This window comes from Thalassospira lucentensis (genome assembly GCF_011806425.1).
In the GTDB taxonomy this organism is placed as follows: domain Bacteria; phylum Pseudomonadota; class Alphaproteobacteria; order Rhodospirillales; family Thalassospiraceae; genus Thalassospira; species Thalassospira lucentensis_B.
Map to the genome: position 1 here is coordinate 597,553 of NZ_JAATOV010000002.1, position 21,350 is coordinate 618,902.

General features: G+C 54.8%; 20 protein-coding genes and 3 tRNA genes. 12 read left to right on the plus strand and 11 right to left on the minus strand.

All coding sequences use genetic code 11. The features are described 5' to 3' along the window. Positions 1-18 precede the first annotated feature (18 nt). Positions 19-462: a hypothetical protein gene (locus HCZ99_RS08265; RefSeq protein WP_167446461.1), complete on the minus strand. Its 444-nt coding sequence runs from the start codon at positions 460-462 to the stop codon at positions 19-21. A 258-nt stretch (positions 463-720) separates the two neighbouring features. Beyond that, positions 721-807, minus strand: a tRNA-Leu gene (locus tag HCZ99_RS08270). Between the two features lie 128 nt (positions 808-935). Here HCZ99_RS08270 and lipB point away from each other — a divergent pair. The 3 genes from lipB to HCZ99_RS08285 all read left to right on the plus strand — a co-directional run bounded on the left by lipB (position 936) and on the right by HCZ99_RS08285 (position 3,417). Further along, positions 936-1,613, plus strand: a complete 678-nt coding sequence (gene lipB / locus HCZ99_RS08275) for a lipoyl(octanoyl) transferase LipB (RefSeq protein ID WP_167446462.1) — start codon at positions 936-938, stop codon at positions 1,611-1,613. A 4-nt stretch (positions 1,614-1,617) separates the two neighbouring features. Next, positions 1,618-2,631, plus strand: a complete 1,014-nt coding sequence (locus HCZ99_RS08280; RefSeq protein ID WP_254869521.1) for a diguanylate cyclase — start codon at positions 1,618-1,620, stop codon at positions 2,629-2,631. A gap of 246 nt (positions 2,632-2,877) precedes the next feature. Further along, positions 2,878-3,417, plus strand: a complete 540-nt coding sequence (locus HCZ99_RS08285) for a hypothetical protein (protein WP_167446463.1) — start codon at positions 2,878-2,880, stop codon at positions 3,415-3,417. A 694-nt stretch (positions 3,418-4,111) separates the two neighbouring features. Here the strand turns inward: HCZ99_RS08285 and HCZ99_RS08290 are convergent. Both HCZ99_RS08290 and HCZ99_RS08295 read right to left on the minus strand, forming a co-directional pair. Continuing rightward, positions 4,112-4,477 (minus strand): DUF4169 family protein, encoded by a 366-nt coding sequence (locus tag HCZ99_RS08290; protein ID WP_167446464.1) that lies wholly within the window; start codon positions 4,475-4,477, stop codon positions 4,112-4,114. A 181-nt stretch (positions 4,478-4,658) separates the two neighbouring features. Next, on the minus strand, positions 4,659-5,780 hold the full coding sequence (locus tag HCZ99_RS08295; RefSeq protein WP_167446465.1) for a hypothetical protein: 1,122 nt from the start codon (positions 5,778-5,780) through the stop codon (positions 4,659-4,661). A gap of 340 nt (positions 5,781-6,120) precedes the next feature. On the opposite strand from HCZ99_RS08295, the gene HCZ99_RS08300 reads away from it, so the two are divergent. The 3 genes from HCZ99_RS08300 to HCZ99_RS08310 all read left to right on the plus strand — a co-directional run bounded on the left by HCZ99_RS08300 (position 6,121) and on the right by HCZ99_RS08310 (position 7,317). Then, a tRNA-Arg gene (locus tag HCZ99_RS08300) sits at positions 6,121-6,197 on the plus strand. Between the two features lie 68 nt (positions 6,198-6,265). Further along, positions 6,266-6,342: transfer RNA gene (locus HCZ99_RS08305), tRNA-Arg, on the plus strand. A 243-nt stretch (positions 6,343-6,585) separates the two neighbouring features. Then, a complete protein-coding gene (locus HCZ99_RS08310; RefSeq protein ID WP_167446466.1) occupies positions 6,586-7,317 on the plus strand; it encodes a tellurite resistance TerB family protein in 732 nt (243 codons plus the stop codon). A gap of 125 nt (positions 7,318-7,442) precedes the next feature. Here the strand turns inward: HCZ99_RS08310 and HCZ99_RS08315 are convergent, their stop codons facing one another. The 3 genes from HCZ99_RS08315 to HCZ99_RS08325 all read right to left on the minus strand — a co-directional run bounded on the left by HCZ99_RS08315 (position 7,443) and on the right by HCZ99_RS08325 (position 11,097). Then, on the minus strand, positions 7,443-9,518 hold the full coding sequence (locus HCZ99_RS08315) for a methyl-accepting chemotaxis protein (RefSeq protein ID WP_167446467.1): 2,076 nt from the start codon (positions 9,516-9,518) through the stop codon (positions 7,443-7,445). A 266-nt stretch (positions 9,519-9,784) separates the two neighbouring features. Continuing rightward, a complete protein-coding gene (locus tag HCZ99_RS08320) occupies positions 9,785-10,330 on the minus strand; it encodes a YaeQ family protein (RefSeq protein ID WP_167446468.1) in 546 nt (181 codons plus the stop codon). Positions 10,331-10,608: 278 nt separating this feature from the next. Further along, positions 10,609-11,097 carry a fasciclin domain-containing protein gene (locus HCZ99_RS08325; RefSeq protein ID WP_167446469.1) on the minus strand — a complete coding sequence of 163 codons (489 nt, stop codon included), beginning with the start codon at positions 11,095-11,097 and terminating at the stop codon, positions 10,609-10,611. Positions 11,098-11,509: 412 nt separating this feature from the next. On the opposite strand from HCZ99_RS08325, the gene HCZ99_RS08330 reads away from it, so the two are divergent. After that, positions 11,510-12,031: a glycine cleavage system protein R gene (locus tag HCZ99_RS08330; protein WP_167446470.1), complete on the plus strand. Its 522-nt coding sequence runs from the start codon at positions 11,510-11,512 to the stop codon at positions 12,029-12,031. Between the two features lie 95 nt (positions 12,032-12,126). Here HCZ99_RS08330 and HCZ99_RS08335 read toward each other — a convergent pair whose 3' ends face one another. Then, positions 12,127-13,287: a GGDEF domain-containing protein gene (locus tag HCZ99_RS08335; RefSeq protein ID WP_167446471.1), complete on the minus strand. Its 1,161-nt coding sequence runs from the start codon at positions 13,285-13,287 to the stop codon at positions 12,127-12,129. A 451-nt stretch (positions 13,288-13,738) separates the two neighbouring features. On the opposite strand from HCZ99_RS08335, the gene HCZ99_RS08340 reads away from it, so the two are divergent. Further along, entirely contained in the window at positions 13,739-14,725 is a 987-nt protein-coding gene (locus tag HCZ99_RS08340; protein ID WP_167446472.1) for an HpcH/HpaI aldolase/citrate lyase family protein, read from the plus strand. A gap of 82 nt (positions 14,726-14,807) precedes the next feature. On the opposite strand, the gene HCZ99_RS08345 is transcribed toward HCZ99_RS08340, so the two are convergent. Continuing rightward, entirely contained in the window at positions 14,808-15,623 is an 816-nt protein-coding gene (locus HCZ99_RS08345) for an NAD(P)H-dependent oxidoreductase (protein WP_167446473.1), read from the minus strand. Positions 15,624-15,722: 99 nt separating this feature from the next. Between HCZ99_RS08345 and HCZ99_RS08350 the strand changes: the two genes are divergently transcribed. Continuing rightward, positions 15,723-16,652, plus strand: coding sequence for a LysR family transcriptional regulator (locus HCZ99_RS08350; RefSeq protein ID WP_167446474.1), 930 nt, complete (start codon positions 15,723-15,725; stop codon positions 16,650-16,652). Between the two features lie 148 nt (positions 16,653-16,800). On the opposite strand, the gene HCZ99_RS08355 is transcribed toward HCZ99_RS08350, so the two are convergent. Next, complete coding sequence (locus HCZ99_RS08355; protein ID WP_167446475.1) at positions 16,801-17,823, minus strand: zinc-binding alcohol dehydrogenase family protein; 1,023 nt, start codon at positions 17,821-17,823, stop codon at positions 16,801-16,803. Positions 17,824-17,978: 155 nt separating this feature from the next. Here HCZ99_RS08355 and HCZ99_RS08360 point away from each other — a divergent pair, with 155 nt between their 5' ends. Further along, on the plus strand, positions 17,979-18,347 hold the full coding sequence (locus HCZ99_RS08360) for a winged helix-turn-helix transcriptional regulator (protein ID WP_167446476.1): 369 nt from the start codon (positions 17,979-17,981) through the stop codon (positions 18,345-18,347). 66 nt (positions 18,348-18,413) lie between these two features. Here the strand turns inward: HCZ99_RS08360 and HCZ99_RS08365 are convergent, their stop codons facing one another. After that, positions 18,414-18,908: a GNAT family N-acetyltransferase gene (locus HCZ99_RS08365; protein ID WP_167446477.1), complete on the minus strand. Its 495-nt coding sequence runs from the start codon at positions 18,906-18,908 to the stop codon at positions 18,414-18,416. Between the two features lie 368 nt (positions 18,909-19,276). Between HCZ99_RS08365 and HCZ99_RS08370 the strand changes: the two genes are divergently transcribed. Both HCZ99_RS08370 and HCZ99_RS08375 read left to right on the plus strand, forming a co-directional pair. Then, complete coding sequence (locus HCZ99_RS08370; protein WP_167446478.1) at positions 19,277-20,233, plus strand: acetyl-CoA carboxylase carboxyltransferase subunit alpha; 957 nt, start codon at positions 19,277-19,279, stop codon at positions 20,231-20,233. 130 nt (positions 20,234-20,363) lie between these two features. Next, positions 20,364-21,191 (plus strand): ion transporter, encoded by an 828-nt coding sequence (locus HCZ99_RS08375; RefSeq protein WP_167446479.1) that lies wholly within the window; start codon positions 20,364-20,366, stop codon positions 21,189-21,191. Positions 21,192-21,350: the final 159 nt, after the last annotated feature.

Genomic DNA, 21,350 nt, shown 5'->3' on the forward strand with positions numbered 1-21,350 from the left:
TCGACCGCACGCCGCGGCTCAAGACACGGTTGGCTTAGTAACTTTATCTACCGCGTTCAGTCCCGGATTATCTGCCAGATAAACCCTAAGCTCAGGATCTTCGATATAGCGAACTTGTTCGTCGACAATGTCGTAATCATCGCTCAGCAGGTGTTGCAGCCGCCGCAACAACACATCAACGCGTTGGTTAAATCTATCACAGCACGCTTGCGTCCAAAGGCTGGGATCAGGCGGGTACAAAGGATTGAGATAACCGGAATGTTCAAAATCAAGCTGCTGAATAAGCTGCCGAGTTTGCTCTGGCAATATTAAACTAGCCTCATACTTGATCCGACCATCCACATCCACAAATTCGGCATCAACAGGCCCTGAACCTAACTTAGACAGCGTTTCTTCATTTCCAGCCCAAAGACATCCGCCTGCGCCATAGTCAAAAAAGAACCTGAGAATACCTTTGGTCAATTATGCCGAACCTTTTCAACTGTGCTTGGAAAACATCATCAGGATTTCACTTCAAAGCGCTAGAAAAGCCTGCAAAACGAAACGCCAGAACCGAACAGAAAACATCAGAAGGATCAAATGCGCGTTTCGTTTCGCGTTGAACGCTTCGGTGCCTTCGTCAAATAACGCATTATCTTCGCAGCGAGTAAGTTTGCACGGAAGACAAAACACAACAATCCAGAATCAAAAAAGCCCCCTCTTAAAAAGAGGAGGCGTTTTTGGTGCGGTCGAGAAGACTCGAACTTCCACGGGGGTTAGCCCACAGCGACCTCAACGCTGCGCGTCTACCAATTCCGCCACGACCGCATATTGTCTGCAGCAAAGCCCGTGAGGTGTAGAAAGTGGGCTTGCCTTGGCGCGGAAAGGGAGATAGCAAATTGGTATGGCCTGATCAAGGCCTCATTTCATTTAATTTCATTTATTTGTCAGGAAATATGCAAACCAACGCCCCCACCGTGCAAATCCCCGAGTGGCGAACCACCTCTGAGTTGGTTTCCTACCCCGAAGCCCTGGCCGAAATGCAATCGCGCGCCGAAGCCATCCACACCGGCGAAGCCAATGAACTTGTTTGGTTTCTTGAACATCCCCCGCTTTATACAGCCGGGACAAGTTCCCACGCCGAAGATCTGGTCGATCCAGATCGCTTTCCTGTCTACGAAGCCGGGCGCGGCGGTCAATATACCTATCATGGCCCCGGCCAACGCACCGTTTATCTGATGCTCGACCTTAAAAATCGCGGTCGTGACGTGCGTGCATACGTTCATAACCTCGAAGAATGGGTGATTCGCACCCTTTCCCTTCTTGGCGTCAAAGGTGAACGTCGCGACGGGCGCGTTGGCATTTGGGTGGTGCGCGATGATGGCCGCGAAGACAAAATTGCGGCCATTGGCGTACGCGTGCGCCGTTGGGTGACCTTTCATGGCATCGCAATCAACGTTTCCCCAGATTTGTCACATTTTGGCGGCATCGTGCCCTGTGGCATCGCTGAACATGGTGTGACCAGCTTGGCCGATCTTGGGGTGGATATCTCTATGGAAGAACTCGATCGGCTGCTAAAACAAACCTTTACGGAAATTTTTCCCGGAACAAGTCCCGGACCAACCACCGGATAAGCCAATGAATGACAGGTCGCCCTCGGCCGACGACAAAACCAGCGCTGCCAACAGCCGCACCACAGGCCATAAAATGCCTGAAAGTGTGGCTGACGGCGGCATGGCCGATGCCGAACGCGACATTCTTTCCGAACTCGACAAGGCGCTTGGCGAACATCTCGCCCTGTTATTGCGGTGGAATCGCAAACTTCTTTTGCCCGATTCCCCGCCGCCTTCAAATGGCGATGATATTGAACACGATCATGACCACGATTGCGATTTTGGCGCTTGGTACACGATTAACCGCCATAACCGTTTGATCGACCAGCCCGCCATGCACGCCTTGGCCGCCACCCATCACCAATTACACGAATCGGCCAAACGGCTTTTGGAAGGCCGCGAACTTGATGGCAACGTCGATTCGGCTGAATTTGATATGATGGCGCTTCGGGCCGAATCGTTTTTTGCCCAAGTCCGCCGTCTTGAACGCGCCTTTCGAACCGCGCGCTCCGACGTTGATCCGCTGACCGGCACCTATAATCGCCAAACCATGCTGGGCGATCTTAATGCCGAACGTGAACGCACCATTCGCACCGGCATCCCGACCGCCATCGCACTGGTCGACCTTGATCACTTTAAGGCGATTAATGACACCCACGGTCATCAGGCCGGTGACGTCGTGCTGCAATCGGTTGCCGGGATCCTACAATCGCATGTGCGCCCGTTTGATAAGGTCTATCGCTATGGCGGCGAAGAATTCCTGATCTGCCTGCCCAATGCCGACATGACGCAATGTGCCCGCGTGCTTGAACGCTTGCGCCGTGTCGTCGAAGCATCCCCTGTCGTAACCTCCGATGCGCTGCATTTGCCCGTCACCGCATCAATCGGGGCTGCCCCGATGACCAAGGGGCGTACGGTCGAACAGATCATTGAAAAGGCCGATCAGGCCCTGTACGCCGCCAAGGAAGGCGGGCGCAACCGGGTGCGCGTCTGGCGCAACCCCGAAGATAAAAAGCCCGCTGAAAAGCAAAAAACCTAACCTCACAGACAAAAATGATGGGTATGGGGCTTTGGATAGCCGCCCGCCTTTTCATGTTTTTTGCGCGGTTTAACGCGGGTTTTTCGCGCGTCGGGATAAAAAATTCAACTAAAGCGCAATCTTGTCTTCACAAATTGGCAACATATATACAAACTATAATAACAATAAGCAGCAGGGCCGTGCCCAGACGATCAATAGCTGCACGCTTGGGAGGGAATTCGTTTCGATTTGAACGGAGGCCCATAAATGGCAAGTTCTATGGATGTTGCGCCTGGCGATCCCGCCTTGATGTTGACGGTGCTACGCGGTGCCGAAGCCAACCTTGACCGCAGCTTATTGCTGCAACGCGTTTTATCCCTTTTCTGCACAGACGATGACGGCAACCAGATTGCCATCGAAGAGTGCCCCGATTTACACCGACGCATCGAAAACGCCATTACCCATCTCGAAATGGCGGGTCTCATTGAACAAAGCCCCCATCAACACCTAACCATCACAACCCTTGGCAGTGCCATGATGGCGGCATATCCGCTTGGCATTGATGACGGTGTTCTGTGCTCTTTGCCTGCATTTCGCAGCCAGATGTATGAAACCAACGCCCCGATCATTCGCGAACGTCATCAACCAAATCCCGCTCTTGGCTCTGGCTTTTCCGCCGGTCTTGGCGCGCATCGCTTAACAGAAAACCCCTATCCATCCGATTCCCGCGAACATGAAGACTGGTTAATGGGATGGGACGAAGCCCTGGATCAAAGCAAACGCGAGGCCGAAACACTTTCGAGCTGACATCTCGCTCAAACGCGACACACGAAACCATAAGACCCATGCCGATTGCGTGCAGATGTGATTGCCGCACGGCGCACCGTCGTCGCCCCTCAGGGGCCAACCTCGGTGGCTCCGCAGACGACAAACCGGCGGATGCACAGCATAAACGTCAGCACATCATCCCGTCGCCTCTGACGGCATATCGGTACGTTATTTTAAACACCCGGCACCCGCCGGCCCGGCCGCCCGCACTTGCGATGGATCGGCCCGCTTCCTGCCCACGCCTTGGCGCACTGGCACACACTACGTGTCCAAGCACCACAGAGACGGGCAACAATGCCCTACCCCCAATTTCAGCTCCCACAGACAGTTCGGCCCACCCAACGCACTGAGCGCCGATAAATGCCCCTCACGGGCCGCATGCAGGGCAGAGCAAGCCAAGGCGGCAATCAACGCGAGCACAACAGCACAGCGCTCCCGCCACGCCCCAAAAGCATCAAAAGCATCAAAAGCATCAAAGACGCCTAACCGCGCAGCTTTGACTGCACAGGTCAGACCGGCTCACAAAAGCGCATGCTGCCAAAACAACAAAGCCACCCGCATGCATGCCGCACACAGGCGACCACGCATAGCGAACTGCCGCCACTCAACACGCACCAAGCCGCCCAAACCGCAACAAACGCGGCCCTGCATTCCGGCGGGTATCAGGCGGGAATTATTTTCGGTCAGGAATATTGGGGGCGAAAATCGACACGACGTTGCTTTTGCGCGTCGTCTTGGGCGCCGCGACGGTCGCTTTAGAATCGCCTTGATCGCTGCTTGTGGCAGCAGAAGTCGTCTTCGCCTGCACCCCATCGGTGGATACTTGGTCAGACATGCGTTTCGCTGCCGCGTCAGACGCATCAGGTGCGCTGATGCGATGGGCATCAAGGTGCCTGTCGGACTTTTGATGTTCGGCGTCGGTTAAGCTGCGTTCACCCCGCGAACGACCATGCCGCGCACGATTGGCATCGGCTTTTTTGGCCTTTCGGTCACGCTCTTTGCGTTTGCGTTCCTGACGCAGATTAACAAGCTCACCCATCGCACTGTTCTTTATGGTTGCCTAAACGCGGCCTGATCAGTGCGACACATCACCGCAATCGGGTCATATGTCCGATCAGGTCCGATTATAATGTGTCACAGGGACCGCAAAAAACAAGCGGGCGCCTCGAAAGATCGAAGCACCCGCCATAGCCGTTCTTAAAATCCAGTGGTCCGCAGACTTAGCGCACGAAGACGTGCACCTCGTTGGCAGAAACCGATGCGCTTCGTGTATCAGAAGCACGCACACGCGAACTTGGCATGCCCATATCGGTCAGGGACCGAAGAACTGCCTGCGCGTTGCGCTTGGATTTATTGGAATTCAGCGCGACCTGCGCCGGGGTGCCCCGGTTCGGGGTCACGGCAACAACGTCAAAGCTTGCCTGCGGACGGCGCTCCAGAACGCGGTTGACCGCGTTATAAAGGGCCTGCTCGTATTTCACGCTGGGCGAGTCAAACCGGATCACCACAAGCGGGCGTTCGCTGGTTGATGCCATGCGCTGGCTGCTTGGTGCCGGTGCGGCCTGCGACTGGAAAACACGTTTGGAAAGCGAATCCCCAAAGATTTCACCATTCTTAACCGCAAGCGCAAGCGCGTTCAGGTTCGCACGTTCCGTGCTGACATAGGATGTCTGGCGCGAAAGGCTTTCACTGATTTCGTTCAAAAGACGATCAATCAGCACCGTGGTGCGGTTGGTTTCGTCTTCCAGAAGCGCCAACTGACGGTGGTCTTCGTCAACAGCACCCGAAACCTGATAGGCCGAGCGAACCGACTCAAGCAAGAAGGTCGACAGCGTAGAATCCGCTGCAACCTTGTTCGCCAGCGAGTTCAGCGCGGCAATATCGTCGTTCACGCGATCAAGTTCTGACTGCGCAGTGTTCCACTGCTGAACCAAAACCGGGTTACCCGGTGTGGTCCCAACCTGCAGGCGGGCGCTGATCGCGGCCACAGTGCCATGATAGGCCTGCGAATGGGCGACGGTCTGGGCGCGCAAATTCTGCAATTGATTGCTGTGCTGGCTCAAAGCCGACTTCAGACGGTTCAATTCCTGCTGCATGTTCTCGACACGTGAACCGACAAAGGTCCCGGTCTGAGAAACACCTGTCAGCGGACGCGTGCTTTCAGCAACATCATAGTCGGTGACTGCATCACTGCCCATCGGGTCAGTCCCGGAAACACTGGTATTCCCAGTGTCGGATTCTGATCCTGCAAGTGTCGGCCAAAGGGCCTCAGAAGAAAAAGAACATCCCCCCAACAAAAGGGCGGCGCCGATTACGGCAAGGTAGGTTTTACGAACGGCCATTTCGATCTATTACCTAAGTAGAAATATGCAAATCTCCCTGGGCTTGCTTTTTTATGAGACGAAACAAGCCCCTGTTCCCCCGGGATTGAATGCATCTTAGTCTACGACCCCTTATGGAACAAGACGCATTTGCCCCTTTTTTGCCGAGTCTTTGTGATATTGTCCATAAACGGGACAAACCCGGGCAAAACAACGTCCTAGCACGGCCAAAAATCGCCAACGCCGGAAAAATACGTTTTTTTGAAATTTACTGCTTGCAATGACCTGCTCGTTTGCATAAGTTCCGCTCCGCCGACGGGGAGTTCCTAAAGAGCAACCTGCCGGAAACGCTAAGAAAAAAGCGCCCGTAGCTCAGCTGGATAGAGTATCTGACTACGAATCAGAGGGCCGGAGGTTCGAATCCTTCCGGGCGCGCCATTCGAAGGTCCGACGTTACCACGTCGGGCCTTCGCCATTTAGCGTAGAATACAAGTTGAAAATATCCTGCGCCCGTAGCTCAGCTGGATAGAGTATCTGACTACGAATCAGAGGGCCGGAGGTTCGAATCCTTCCGGGCGCACCATTCAAAGGTCCGACGTTACCGCGTCGGGCCTTTGTCATTTTCTGCGCCAAACGCGCCCCTCCCCCAGCGCGCCCCTCCACGACAAATCCAATCCCCGCATTTACACCTGTAAAAATGTGAACGACATCACTGCCTTGGCCGCTTTGCGCGCTCAAACCGGCATCTTCGTGCGTTACCACCTTGCCGTTCTTCGCCCCTCAAACATATCGGGCATAAGGCAAAACCAAAAATGCAGGAGATGTCATGGATATCGGAAAGCTTCTAGGCGACGTTTTAGGAAACTCTGGCGGGTCCGGGTCAAACATGTCGGGCAAGCTTGATCGTATAAAAGGCGGCCTCGGACAGGGTGTTGGCGGCGGCTTGGTCGGCGGCGCGCTGAGCGGCGGCTTAATGTCAGCCGTGCTTGGATCGAAAAAGGGTCGCAAAATGGGCGGCAAAGTTTTGGCCTATGGCGGCACCGCCCTTGTGGCGGGTCTGGCATACAAGGCATGGCGCGATTACAAATCCAACACACCGCCCCAAGACCACAGCCAGGACAGCGACCTTAACGATGTCCCCAGCAACAGCGGCTTTGCCCCGGAAACAGAACGCAGCCGCGATGATGCCGATTTCCGCCTGACCTTGATCCGGGCGATGATTTCTGCCGCCAAATCCGATGGTCATATCGACCAGACCGAACAATCGCGTATCACCAAACAGATTGAGGCCCTCAACCTTGGCCCAAACGAAAAGGCGTTTCTGTTTGATGCCTTCTCATCTTCCGCCGATCCGATGCACATCGCCAAGCTGGCGAAAACGTCAGAACAAGGTGCCGAAATTTATCTCGCATCCTGCTTGGCGATTGATGCCGATGACCCGCAAGAAGAACGCTACCTTGAACGGTTGGGCGATTGCTTGGCGCTCGATATGAAATTGCGCCAACATCTTGATCATCAGGCCAGCAATGCCCGCCAAAACCTGCTGGAACACAGCTAGGCGGGTAAACGCCACCGGACTATTGGCATCTGCGTTTTTGGCATCCCCAAACGAAAACGAGGCGGGAAAACCCCGCCTCGTCCCTGTTCATATCGATCATAGTACGCCGAAAATCAGTGTCCCGATTATTTGCGCACCACCCCAAGGAACGTCGAAACCGCACCTTCAAGTGACCCGGCATCGGCTTGCAGGTTCGATGCAGACTGCTGCACATCGCCCGACACATTGCCGACTTCCTCAACCGATTGGGCAAGTTCCCCGATATTATCGGCAAATGTCCTCACCCCGTCGGACGCCTTCCCGGCACTGCTGGCAATTTCACGCGTTGCGGCACTTTGTTGCTCAACAGCTGATGCAATCGCGGTTGAAATGCCCTCAACCCGACCAACAACTTCATCAATCCGGCTGATGGTGTCGACGGCCCCACTGACAGATCCCTGAATGACCGCAACCTGCTCGGCGATTTGATCGGTGGCCTTGGCTGTTTGATTTGCCAGCCCCTTGACCTCGTTGGCCACAACCGCAAATCCCTTGCCAGCTTCGCCCGCACGCGCTGCTTCAATCGTGGCATTAAGCGCCAACAGGTTGGTTTGTGCTGCAATGTCCTGAATGATGGTCACCACTTCGCCAATCTGGCGGGCCTTGCCATCCAGATCACTGATATTGGTGGTGGCTTCACCGGCTTCTTGTGCGGCCTCTCGCGCCACATCTGCCGCCATACTCACCTGCTGACCAATCTCCTCGATCGATGCCAAAAGCTCTTCGGCGGCCGAGGCAACAACTTGCACGTTTTCACTGGCGATATCTGCACCACCGGTCGCATCCATCATGCGCGTGCGCGCCGTTTCAACCAACTGGCCCATGCGGGCGGTAATTTCGCCAAGGGCAGCGGCCGCCGAACTCACCGACGCAACCGCTTTGCCAGACGTTGCCTCAAAGTTATCGGCAACCGTATTCATGGCCTGCTTGCGTTCTTCCTCGGCGCGTTTTTCCGCGGCTTCGGCTTCTTCTTCCAATTGCTTGGCACGCAGCGACTTATCGCGGAAATTTTCCAACGCAGCGGCCATTTTGCCCATTTCATTGGTTTGGCCGGCATGGGGGATATCGATATTCAAATCACCTTCGGCCATTTTCCCCATGACCGACGCAAGATTAAGGATCGGTTTGGCCAGGAACTTACCCAACAAAAGGGCGGCCGCAATCGCAAAGCCAAGAACCACCAGGCCAATAAGAATAGCTTGCCGCGCCGCTGAATTTGCGCTGGCCAAAACCGCCTCGCTTGGAACCGCCCCAAGGATCGTCCATGTCTGCGATGCATTGCCAAATTTAACCGGAAGCGCAATCAAATAGCTTTCAACATCGCCGATATCCGTCACAACGAACTCGCCCTGCAATGCTTGCGCGACAAGCTCCTTACTGACACCGGTTTTCTCAACCGGCTGCGCAAGCAAGTCCTTGTCAGGATGTGCTGCAACCGTATCGCTTTCGGTCACAAGCCATATTTTCCCGGCGCCTAACGGCTTTTCCTCGGCCACACGGGCCTGCAACGCACCAAGCTCAAGATCAACACCAGAAACCGCAACCACAGTGCCATCCACCATGACCGGTGCGGTCGCCGACGTCATAAGGACAACGCCCTCCCCGGCGGAATCCTCCAAATAAGGTTCCAGCACCGCGGGCTGTTGGCTTGAATATGACACATCAAAATACGGCTCGTCGTACCGCACATCCATATCCGGGGTCGTCGCCAGAATGACATTTTCACCGTCTCGCACCCAATAAGGTGTGAAAAGCCCCGCGGCTGTTCCCCCCGATTTATTGACCCAATCCTTGTCGGCACCATCCAAGGCATTGGGCTTTGACAAAATCCACGTCCCAAACCAGGTTGCGTGATCAGTAAGCGACTCACGCAGCATCTGGCTCAGCAATTCACGATTTTGCGGCTCGCCCGATGCTTTTGCCGTTTTGCCAAATGCTGTCGCTGCATCGGCAAAGCCTTCACTGGCACCAAGGGCGACCTCAATAACCGATGACATATCATCGGCTGCACTCGCGACCTCGGCACGCATTTCTGAAATGCCGCTTTCCCGTGCAGCTTCAAACGCACGGTTTGACGAATGGGCAATCACAAGGCCCACGGCAATTGCCACAAAGATTGCAGAAAAAACCGCAATTTTTGTACTCAAAGATAAGTTGTTCATTCAGCCCCCCTTCCCGCTGAAATTCAAAGGCGCACGCACCTAACGGCGTGCGCCAAAACATCGCTTTTTATCTATATGGGGCCGCAATCGACTGATTTAAGAAGGTAAAACCGCGTTTTATAAAAACGTTGAAAAAAAAGCCCCGTACAATACTGCACGGGGCTGTTGTTATCTTAAGGTGCCAAAACATCTACATGCCCGGCATGATATCGCCGTCTGTAACCTTGGCGCGCCCTCGACTTGGCATCGCATCAGGGGACGTCAAGCTATGCGGCGCTCTTCCATGTATCGAGTGTGACGTAGACGACGCTGTCATCAACGCTGACCATCACATCGCCGTTCTGGATATTGATCTGGAGCTTCATCGCGCGGCTGGCCAACTTTGCCAATGCTGCTGTGTCCGTCTCCGAGAAATTGATAACCTGCAGATTATCGAAACGGCTGGCGCCACTCTTTAACTTGCCCCACCACATTTCAGCAGTCCTCCCGCCATAGGGATAGACAATAACCTTCCCGGCTTTGCTGCAAGACTGGCGCACAACCTTTTCACTTGGAAGCCCGAGCGCAACCCAAACGTCGATGTCACCGCTCAGGCTCTTTTGCCAGATGTCGGGTTCATCGTCCGTCGACAGCCCTTTGGTCAATTCCAAATGCTCATGGGCATTCAAAGCGAACGCAACGACACGCAACATCAGCCGCTCATCGGTTTCAGACGGATGCTTGGCAACCGTAAGCTTGTGGGTCTCGTAATAATGGCGGTCCATGTCCGAAACCGACAACTCGATTTTATATATAGTGGCCTTTTGCGCCATGATGTTCCCAAACTTTCAAATATCAGGCTGCATACCCCGTCCGCCGCACTTTGGGAAGCAGTTATAAGGACCACCTGATCACCCATAACGGATTGTTGCATTCTCACGTCAGGATTGCTGGTATCGCGGCGCTAAAATCAGGGCATAAAGCGTGTGGCAGGATCAAAAGCGGGCATTTGCACTTTAAATCATGATCTGCGCATGCAATCAGAAAACAGCCCCGAACAATAAAGCACAGGGCTGCGTCGTCTTAAGTTTTCGAACGTTTAACGCCCGGCTTACATGCCGGGCATGATCACCGTATCAATCACATGGATAACGCCGTTGTCCGCTTCGATATCGGCTTTGGTAACGGTGGCTTCATCAACCATCACACCATTCATCGCATTGACATCAATCGTGTCACCCTGAACACTTTCGACCATCATTTCCTTACCAGCAATATCGGCGGCCATCACTTTGCCCGGCACCACGTGATAGGTCAGGATGCTAACAAGTTTGTCCTTGTTTTCAGGCTTAAGCAGATCTTCAACCGTCCCATCGGGCAGCTTGGCAAACGCCGCATCTGTTGGCGCAAACACGGTAAACGGGCCATCGCCCTTAAGGGTATCAACCAAACCGGCGGCTTTGACGGCGGCAACAAGTGTGTTGAACGATCCGGCGGATGCGGCTGTGTCGACAATATCGGCGGCTTTGGCCGACATTGCGCCAAAGGTAAATGCGGCACCTGTTGCAACGGCGATGATTGTTTTTTTGAACGCACTCATGTCTCAAACTCCTGTTTCGGTGTTATTGGACTTTGTCGTTGGTTCGGACCGCGTAGTTCGAAACTGTAATTCGAAAAGTGAAGTTCGAAAGCATCGTCTGAATTACGCAGTCACACCTCTTACGGGCCGCACTCACAGATCAGTTCATTCATATGATTGTGATCATCGCCCATGCATCCAATGCCCCGAAAACGCCGTATCACGCGCCCGCTTGGCAAAACCCCTGCGCGACAAAACCAAGGACGCCTAGCAGCAATGGACGTATGCGGTTTTAATCCCGCAACCGCCCCACCCATTCACAATAATCACTGACGGTCGCGTAATCGCGATGCTATGGTTGCACGACCAAAAGCAATTCAATTCAAAGCAGATCAAACCAGTCTGTCGCCCCAGTTAAGACGGAGCTTTCCAAATGAATGCAAATGCGCGCATCACCATTTCTTGCACCGACCGCGTTGGCCTTGTGTCCGATATCTGCGGACGTCTTTTTGACATCGGCACCAATCTGGGCCCGACCTCCTTTGCGATCACCGACGGCACGGCAAAGTTTGAAACGACCTGTGAATTGCCCGAAAGCTGCCCGGTTGCGGAATGCACCACCGCCCTTCGCGAACTGACCTTGGAAAATGCCGATATCCGCGTCGAACAAATCGCCGCCGCCCCGGAACTAACCTCGGCACCGGGCGCAACGCACATGATTGAATGTGCTGGTATTGACCAACCGGGACTCATTGCGCGTCTGTCGGAAATCTTTATCGAATATAACGCCAATATCGTCAGCCTCGCGGCATCGGCGACCGATGAAAAGGATGCGCGCATTTACACCACGCGCTTTGCCGTCGCCATCACCCCCGAACGCGCCAGCAACTGCTTGGCGACCTTGGCAAATACCGCCGGGTCGATGCGGCTTGTCTTTAAGTTTGATGAACTTTGAAACGAAAAACGCCGCCCCTTTAAAACGGCAGAATGACACGCAGCGGGCGTCGTCCATTCGGCCCGCTGATGAACCGTAAATCTTTGCCAACCGCGTCACGCAACTACGCGGTTGCGCCCGGCTTGCTTGGCTTCATAAAGCTTTTTATCAGCCCGCTTTAAAACGTCCCACGGATCGGTGTCGTCCTCATCGCGTTCGGCCAAGCCAACCGATATCTTTACCGACACGGTTTTATTCTTGTCAGGCACGGTGATTTTGTTTTCGGCGATGCGTTTGCGCAATGCATCCAGCAACTCTTGCGCCTTTTGTGCATTGCGCCCGGCAAAGACAACGGTGAATTCTTCCCCACCGTATCGAAACGCTTTGCCACCGCCGCCAACATGGGACAATTCGCGCGCCACCTTTCTTAAAACGATGTCGCCCACATCATGGCCATAGGTGTCATTGAACTTTTTAAAGTGATCCACATCCAGCATGGCAATCGCATATTGGCTGCCAAGTTCTGCCATCGCATGGCCCAATGCGCGGCGTCCGGCAAGGCCGGTCAAATCATCGACAAACGCCATCCGCCAGGCTTCTTGCGCCAATCCGGCCAACACAACCCCGGTCGCGGCAAGGTATCCATACTGAATGGCACCCGGCCCCATCACGGTCGCAACCGTGATCGCGATGATCGCGGCGGCAAAACTGGTTTCAAGCGGCTTGTGACGGATCAACAAAACAACCACCGCAAAAACCGACAGGATCAATGCCGGATGCGGTATCTCGGCCAACACCCCGCCCCCGGTGATGAACCGGGTATCAAGCATTTGATAAAGCGCTGACCCGACATCGGGTTGGCCTGCCAGCATCACCATCACAAAAAGCTGCAAGCCCAGAACAAGCATCCGGGCAATGCCGCGCGGATTTAAAACACCCCGTTCGGCCGTAAAGCCAAGAAACACCAGATTAATCGGGATCAGATACAGAGTGGCAATTCGCAAGAACGCCAACCCATCGGGCGAAAACCCGGCCCCGTTGCCCACCAAAAGCCAATAACACACCAACAACAGCGCCATGACAAACACGGCCTGTCCGCGGTTAAACCACCACGCAATCGCCCCGCCCAAGACCGCCAACAAAAACGGGCCATAGCGCACCAGTCCCGCCAATTCCCCCGGCACAAGGCTTGGTGAAAGGGCCAGCACCAAACACGCCCCCATGATCAAAAACGGGGCTAATCCGGCCGAAACAATGATGGAATATGCGCGACGCATGGGCCGATTAGATCTACCTGAAAATGGGGCAAGGATGCATTTGGCACTCTACCGAAACGCAATATCGAAGGTAATCTACCGGCAGGAGGGTTAAGGGGCTATTGCTTTGTCCGATGTAGTTGCACTTTTTCTTATTCAGCCCGCATCTCCACCCAAAGCACAATACCCAACCCGGTTTTAATGCTTGCCAGCCTTCGCATTTGCACCATAAGTTGAATGCAACCTTACTGCGACGCACAATGATCGCAGGCAAAAGAACTGTCACGGCGGCCACGGTACGATCCCGAAAACGGGACGCAAAAAGCGCCACAAGAATTTAAACACGGCATCGCACGGCCTTTATGGCCTCTATGGCCTGATCATTTTGATCTTTTGGTCTTGGTCTTGGTCTTGGTCTTGATCATCGCCTGCGCTGCCTTCTTGAAATGACAGGTTTCGGAGAAACGACACCATGAGCTTCACCACACCGACCCCGGCCCCCGCCCGCCTCAACCGATCCGAATTGGCCGTGCCCGGCAGCAAGATCGAACTGTTTGAAAAGGCCGCCAAGTCAAAGGCCGATGCCATTTTCCTTGATCTGGAAGATGCCGTCGCCCCAAGCGACAAGGAACAGGCGCGCAAAAACATCATCGCCGCGATCAATGATGTTGATTGGGGCGACAAGGTTTTGTCGGTGCGCATCAACGGGCTTGATACACATTATATGTACCGTGATGTTGTCGATGTTCTCGAACAGGCGGGCGACCGGCTTGATCTGATCATGATCCCCAAGGTCGGAACGGCGGCGGATGTTTATGCCTTGGATATGCTCGCCACCCAGATCGAAGCCGCCAAAAGCCGCAAAAAACGCATCGGGTTTGAACTGATCATTGAAACCGCCCTTGGCATGCAAAACATCCACGAAATCGCCGCCGCATCCCCGCGCAATGAAAGCCTGCATTTTGGCGTGGCCGATTATGCTGCCTCGACCAAGGCAATGACCACCGGCATTGGCGGCCCCAACCCGCATTACGGGGTGCTGACCGATAAGGATGGCGACGCACCGCGCGATTATCACTGGGGCGATATGTGGCATTATGCCATTGCCCGCATGGTGGTGGCGGCGCGCGCCAATGGTCTGCGCCCGATTGATGGCCCGTTTGGCGATTTTTCCGATCAGGATGGCTACCGCGCACAGGCCGCTCGCGCCATGGTGCTCGGCTGCGAAGGCAAATGGGCAATCCACCCCAGCCAGATCGCCCTTGCCAACGACGTCTATTCCCCGTCTGAGGAAGAAATCACCAAGGCCAAACGCATCCTGGAAGCCATGGAAAAAGCCCAAGCGCAAGGTTCCGGTGCCGTCGCCCTTGATGGTCGCCTGATCGACATTGCCTCGATCAAACAGGCCGAAGTCATGGTCCGTCAGGCCGACGCCATCGCCGCCCGCGACGGCGCATAATCCTTAAAGGCCGAAACGCATAAACGAAGGGCGATTGCGCCCTTCGTTTAAAGATCAAACCACCCCGCAGTGACGCGTGGTGTTAGTCCGAACCAATCGGCTTTTCGTCCGGATCACCGGGCTGCAAAACATGCATGCCGATCCCATCCATGTTCTGTCCCAATCCGGGTTTCAGGCGCTGATTGGTGTCATAATGGCCGCCATTTTGCCGGCGATAGGGGATCGGATCGTCGGTAAACAGCCCCGAAAGGCGCTTTTCGAAATCCGCCACCACCGTGTTCCAGCCCGCCTCATCCATCCGGTCACTTTGATAAACCGGAAACGGCGGCAGGACGCTCATGCCCGGATAAAACAGCACCCCATGCTGAATGGGCCAAAGAATATCGTCCAAACTGCCATTCACCCCGCGATCACTGTAATGCAAGGCCCGCCCGCCAATCGGCACAATCACCATGGCGCGCCGGCCCAAAAGGGTGCCCTCGCCATACCGATCGCCCCAGCGTTCCCCGCCATGCACGCCAACCCCGTATCCAAACCCGAATGCAAACACCCGGTCAAACCATCCCTTAAGGATCGCGGGCATGCCAAACCACCACAGCGGAAAACTCAGCAACACCGCATCCGCCCAAAGAAGCTTTTCCTGCTCGGCGGCAATATCGGGGGTTTGCGTGCCCTCGGCATAGGCATTGCGCGATTCCGCAACATAAATCAGCCGGTCCGGATCACGTTGATCGGTGAAATCTTGTTCGTCGGCGACCGCCTTCCATCCCATGGCATACAGGTCGGAAACCTGCACGCAGTGGCCTTGCGCACGCAGCTTTTCCACCGCGATGTCTTTTAACGCACTGGTCAGTGATTTTGCCTCTGGATGGGCATGGACAATCAGAACGTTGCTCATAACGCTAATCCTTTTCCTCTGGTCATAAGGTTTGATGCGTGATGATGCGCTGTCGTTCTGCTATTGTTGAAATCGAAGTTTTTATGGGCTGGTATAAATATGACCGATATCAACAATCTCGATTTCAATCTGCTGGTCACCTTGGATACCTTGCTGGCCGAACGTAATGTCACCCATGCGGCCAAGCGCCTTAATCTCAGCCAACCGGCAATCTCGACACGGCTAACCCGACTGCGGGAATTGTTGGGCGACCCGCTTCTTTTGCCGGCACAGCGCGGCATGATCCCGACCGAACGCGCGCTTGAACTTCAAGAACCCCTGCACGCCGCCCTCGAAGGTGTGCGTCAGGTCATCGCCGCTGGCAGCCCCTTTGACCCGGCCAAGGTTCAAGCCACCATTGCCATCGCCGCCAGTGACTATGTGCAATATTCGATCCTGATCCCGCTGGCCCAAGCCCTTCGGACAGAGGCCCCCGGGATTATCATCGCCTGGCGAACCATTGATACCAGTCTTCTTGATACGCAGATGGCCGGGGGCGCGGTCAGCTTTGCCCTCACCACCCCCGAAACAGCACCTGACAGTTTGCGCATGCGCAAACTGTATACCGAAAACTATGTCGCCATCGCCCGCGCAGACCATCCCGACATCCAAGGCACACTTGATCTCGATACCTTTTGCGCCCTTGATCACGTCATCATCTCCCCCCAAGGCGGGGGCTTTCACGGCCCGGCGGACGACGCATTGGCTGTTTTGGGCCGCGAGCGCCATATCGCGATCTCCGCACCGGGGTTTCTTGTCGTCCCGGAAATCATCGCGCGCAGCAACATGATCGCCCTTGTTCCCAGCCGCGTTGCACAGGGGCGACCGGGCCGGGTGCAAATTTTAAAACCACCCCTGCCTGTCACGGGATTTGATATGGCCTTGGTCTGGCATGATCGCACCACAACCCATCCGCTGTATCGCTGGCTGCGTGATCGCATCGCAAAAATCGTGGCTGAGGCCGCAACCAACCGCGCCCCCGCACACTGATCTTATGGCGGTCATCCGAACCAGCTTTGCCAACGCACGAAAAAAGGCCGATCTGGGCATTCCCAAAACCGGCCTTTTCGCACTGTTTTAAACAGCCATATTTAAATCCGGGCGATCTTCCAACCGACACCACGCAAAGCGTGATGCCTTATGCACCCAAACCGTCAAAGGTGATCTTGCCAATCGCCTTGCCGCTTTCAAGAAACGCATGCGCCTTCTGAAGGCTTTCTGGCGTCAACGGGCCAAAGCTTTCATTGGCGGTGTTTTTGATCACCCCTTCATCAACAAGCTGCGCCACTGCCGACAGCAATTTATGCTGTTCAATCATGTCAGGTGTTTCAAACATCGATCGGGTGAACATGAACTCATAGGAAAAGCTGGCCGATTTCGACTTCAGCAGATCAACATCATGATCTTCCGACGCCTCGGTAATCGTCACGATCCGGCCCTGTGGCGCGATGATTTCGGTCATCACATCAAAATACTGGTCGGTTTCAGATGTGCAGAAAATGTAATCAACATTTTCAATCTTTTGTGCCGCCAGTTCATCGGCCAACGGTTTATGGTGATTAATCACGCCATCAGAGCCCAGATTTTTCACCCAGTCGATGGTTTCTGGGCGCGATGCGGTCGCAATCACGTTCAGTCCCGCACTTTTGGCAAGCTGGATCGCGATGGAACCAACACCCCCGGCCCCACCAATGATCAGGATGGTTTTGTCCGCATTGGCATCGGTCGCCGTGCGATCAATCAACAGGCGGTCAAACATCGCTTCCCATGCGGTAATCGTCGTCAGCGGCAAGGCCGCCGCATCCGCAAAATTAAGCGATTTGGGCTTCAACGCGACAATGCGTTCATCGACAAGCTGAAACTCGCTGTTTGACCCGGGCCGGGTGATATCGCCCGCATACCAAACTTCATCGCCCGGACGAAACAGGCTGACATCTTCGCCAACCGCTTCAACCACGCCTGCCGCGTCCCAGCCAAGAACGGTAAACTTGCCTTCCTCGGCCCGGCCTTTGCGCACTTTAAAATCAACCGGATTAACCGCAACGCCCTTGACCCGCACCAAAATATCGCGGCCGGTGGCGGTCGGTGTATCTGCGTCGATCTGGGTGAAAAGCCCCGGCGTTTCGACCGGTTCTGGTTTGTAGATACCTATGGATTTCATCGTTTTCATTCCTTTGGTTCAAGGTTTGATTTGTGAATACCCAACTAATACCCCATAATGACATTACTAAGAAGTACGCACACTTTTGGTGCATAGTATCACTTTGTATCCTATTGCGGATTTGTGCGGCTGACACGACGAACAGGAGGATCCAGATGGCCAAGTGCCCAACCAATCGAAGCCCCGGCTGCCCGGTCGAAGGCGCGCTTGATGTCATTGGTGGCAAATGGAAAGGTGTGGTGATGTTTCATCTGCTAGATGGCACAAAACGCTTTAACATGTTGCGTCGCCTGATGTCCGGTGTCACCCAGCGCATGCTGACCCGCCAATTGCGCGAGCTTGAGGCAGATGGCCTTGTCCACCGCGAAGTCTATGCCGAAGTCCCGCCGCGCGTCGAATACAGCCTGACCGACAAAGGCGAAACCCTGCGTGATATTATCTTGGCCCTTAAGGCATGGGGCGAAACCCATGTGCCCTATTACGCCCTGTCGAAACAAGAATTGCCGGAAACTGAAAGCGCCTGATGACCGGCGGATGACTTGGATGACGCTGATGATGACGCTGCCCCCATCACTCCCCCAAGACGGGCCTTATTGAACGCTCAGATCACGTGCCATTTTCCAGAAAGTCGTTCGGTCATAGCCATCATGAACGCCTTCCCCGGCAATTTCGAAAGCCCGTGATTTGAAAAAGGCAATATTGTCCTTAAGCTCGACGCGGACATTAAGGCGCATTTTCGCCTTTCCCCGTTTGGCGGCGAATGCACAGGCGGCCTCGACCAATGCCTTGCCAATCCCGGCCCCTTTGATCGCATGATCGACTGACAATTTATAAAGATAGGCATCCACGCCGACATCTTCGATCCAGACCTGCCCGACCACCAAGCCGTTCTGATCGCGTGCCAAAAGCAATGTGTCGCGGGCAAAACGCCATTGAAGTTCGGATATCGATACCGACTTTGCCGAACTCGGCGGATCAACGATATCGTCTTGAAAGGCAAAGGCCGCGAGAAGAATTTCGACAAGACGCTCAAACGGAACGTCGTCAGGGTTTTCAACCTGATAAATCTGGATACTGGACGTCATCGAATTCAATGTTCAAACCGTGAAAGCTAAAGAGTGAGAAATATACGCCATAATTCATAGGGCGAAACCCACGTGCCCTATTACGCCCATGAAAAAAAGCACGCACGCTTGAAACCACCGATGTCTAAACCGCCGCCCTAAAAACCGCCGGTGCCGAAACGTCAGGTATCGCGCCCTATTCGGACGAATAATCTCAAGGCTGGACGTGTTGGCAGAACCATGCGCACACTGTTGAAATGCTTTGTGGATGATACGCCACAATTCTTACGTAAACGGAAAATATGTATAAACCTGCCCTCAACGCTTGACGTAGCGGGTCGATATACTATGTTCCGGCCCATTGTTTCCCAGTCGGATATGATGCCCTGATGCATAACTTCCTCGATTTTGAAAAACCGATCGCCGAACTTGAAGGCAAGATCGAAGAACTCCGTCACCTTACCGGTAATGACGAAGTCAATATCGCAGACGAGGTCGCGCGCCTGCAGGATAAGCTGACCAAGCTGCTGCAAAGCACCTATGGCAAGCTGACCGCGTGGCAGAAAACGCAGGTGGCCCGCCACCCGGATCGGCCGCATTTCACCGACTACATCAGAAATCTTTTCGAAGATTTCACCCCGCTTGCCGGTGACCGCCTGTTTGGCGAAGACGAAGCCATCATTGGTGGCCTCGCCCGTCTTCAGGGCCGCAGCGTGATGGTGATCGGCCATGAAAAAGGCCGCGATACCGAAACCCGCGTAAAGCACAATTTCGGCTCTGCCCGTCCAGAAGGCTACCGCAAGGCTGTCCGCCTGATGCGCATGGCTGAACGGTTCGACATTCCGGTGATCACACTGGTCGATACCGCTGGCGCCTTCCCGGGTGCCGATGCCGAGGCCCGTGGCCAGTCCGAAGCCATCGCCCGTTCGATCGAAGCCTGCCTTGATATCAAGGTGCCCTTGGTTTCGGTCATCATCGGCGAAGGCGGATCGGGTGGTGCGATCGCACTTGCCGTTGCCAACAACGTTCTGATGCTTGAAAACTCGATCTATTCGGTTATCTCACCGGAAGGTTGCGCATCGATCCTGTGGCGTTCTGGCGACGAAGCCAAAACCGCCGCCGAGGCCCTTCGCCTCACCGCACAAGATTTGCACCAGCTTGGCGTGATTGATGAAATCATCGCCGAACCGCTTGGCGGCGCTCAGCGCTCCCCAACCGAAGCCTGCAAACGCGTCGGTGCTGCGATCTTCAAAGCGATCGAAAGCATGGATAACGTTGAAGGTGGCGTGCTCAAAGCCCGCCGTCGCGACAAATTCCTTGAAATGGGCCGCAAAGGCCTGAATTAATTTCCGCATTCAGGACGCAGATCATCACCAGATGACTGCGTCCTGTTTTCGTTTTATCCGGCGCTGTCCGCCGTCGGTGTTATCCGGCTCGCCTGCGCCAAATTCCGACCCCGTCGGGAGGCACCATTTCATGCTGCGCCGGTTTATTGAATCCAGCCGTTTCCAAAACTTCATCACCGGTGTCATCGCGCTCAACGCGGTGATCCTTGGCCTTGAAACATCCAAATCAATCATGGATGTCGCGGGCCCCGTGTTGCAGGCCCTCGATCACATTGCGGTTGCCATTTTTGTCGTCGAACTGGCGCTCAAACTGTTTGTCTATCGGCTGTCCTTCTTTAAGCGCGCCTGGAACGTTTTTGATTTCACCATCGTCGCCATTACCCTTCTGCCCGCCGGTCAGGGGCTTTCGGTATTGCGGGCCCTGCGTATTTTGCGGGCCTTCCGCCTGATATCGACCGTCCCTTCCATGCGCAAAGTGGTCGAAGCCCTGATGCGCGCCATTCCCGGCATGGTATCGGTGCTTACTTTACTGTCGCTGGTGTTTTACGTCTCGGCCGTCATGGCGACCAAGCTGTTTGGTGCGGGCTTCCCTGAATGGTTTGGCTCCATCGGGGCGTCGCTTTATTCCCTGTTCCAGATCATGACGCTCGAAAGCTGGTCGATGGGGATCGTCCGCCCGGTGATGGAATCCTATCCCATGGCGTGGATGTTCTTTGTCCCGTTCATTCTGATCACCACATTTGCTGTCTTGAACCTGTTCATCGCCATTGTCGTCGATGCCATGTCCAGCCATGTGGATATCGAAGAAAACCAGACTCGCAGCGAACTTCACATTGATCATCACGAAATCATGGATGAATTGCGCGCCCTGCGACAGGAAATGGCGAAACTCCACGCCGCCCAAAACAACGAACCATCCCCGACCACGGATCCACAAACATCCCCGCGCCAACCGTAACCGATACCCGCACCATCGTTCGGACCGCGCAAAGGTCGTCCGCCGCAAAAGCGTGGCATACGGCCCGCAGTTGGGGCTTAGCGGGGCACTGGCGCTAATCAGGGGCGCGATATGCGCAATCGCGCTGCATATCCGCATCTAATTCAGGTGGTGCAAACC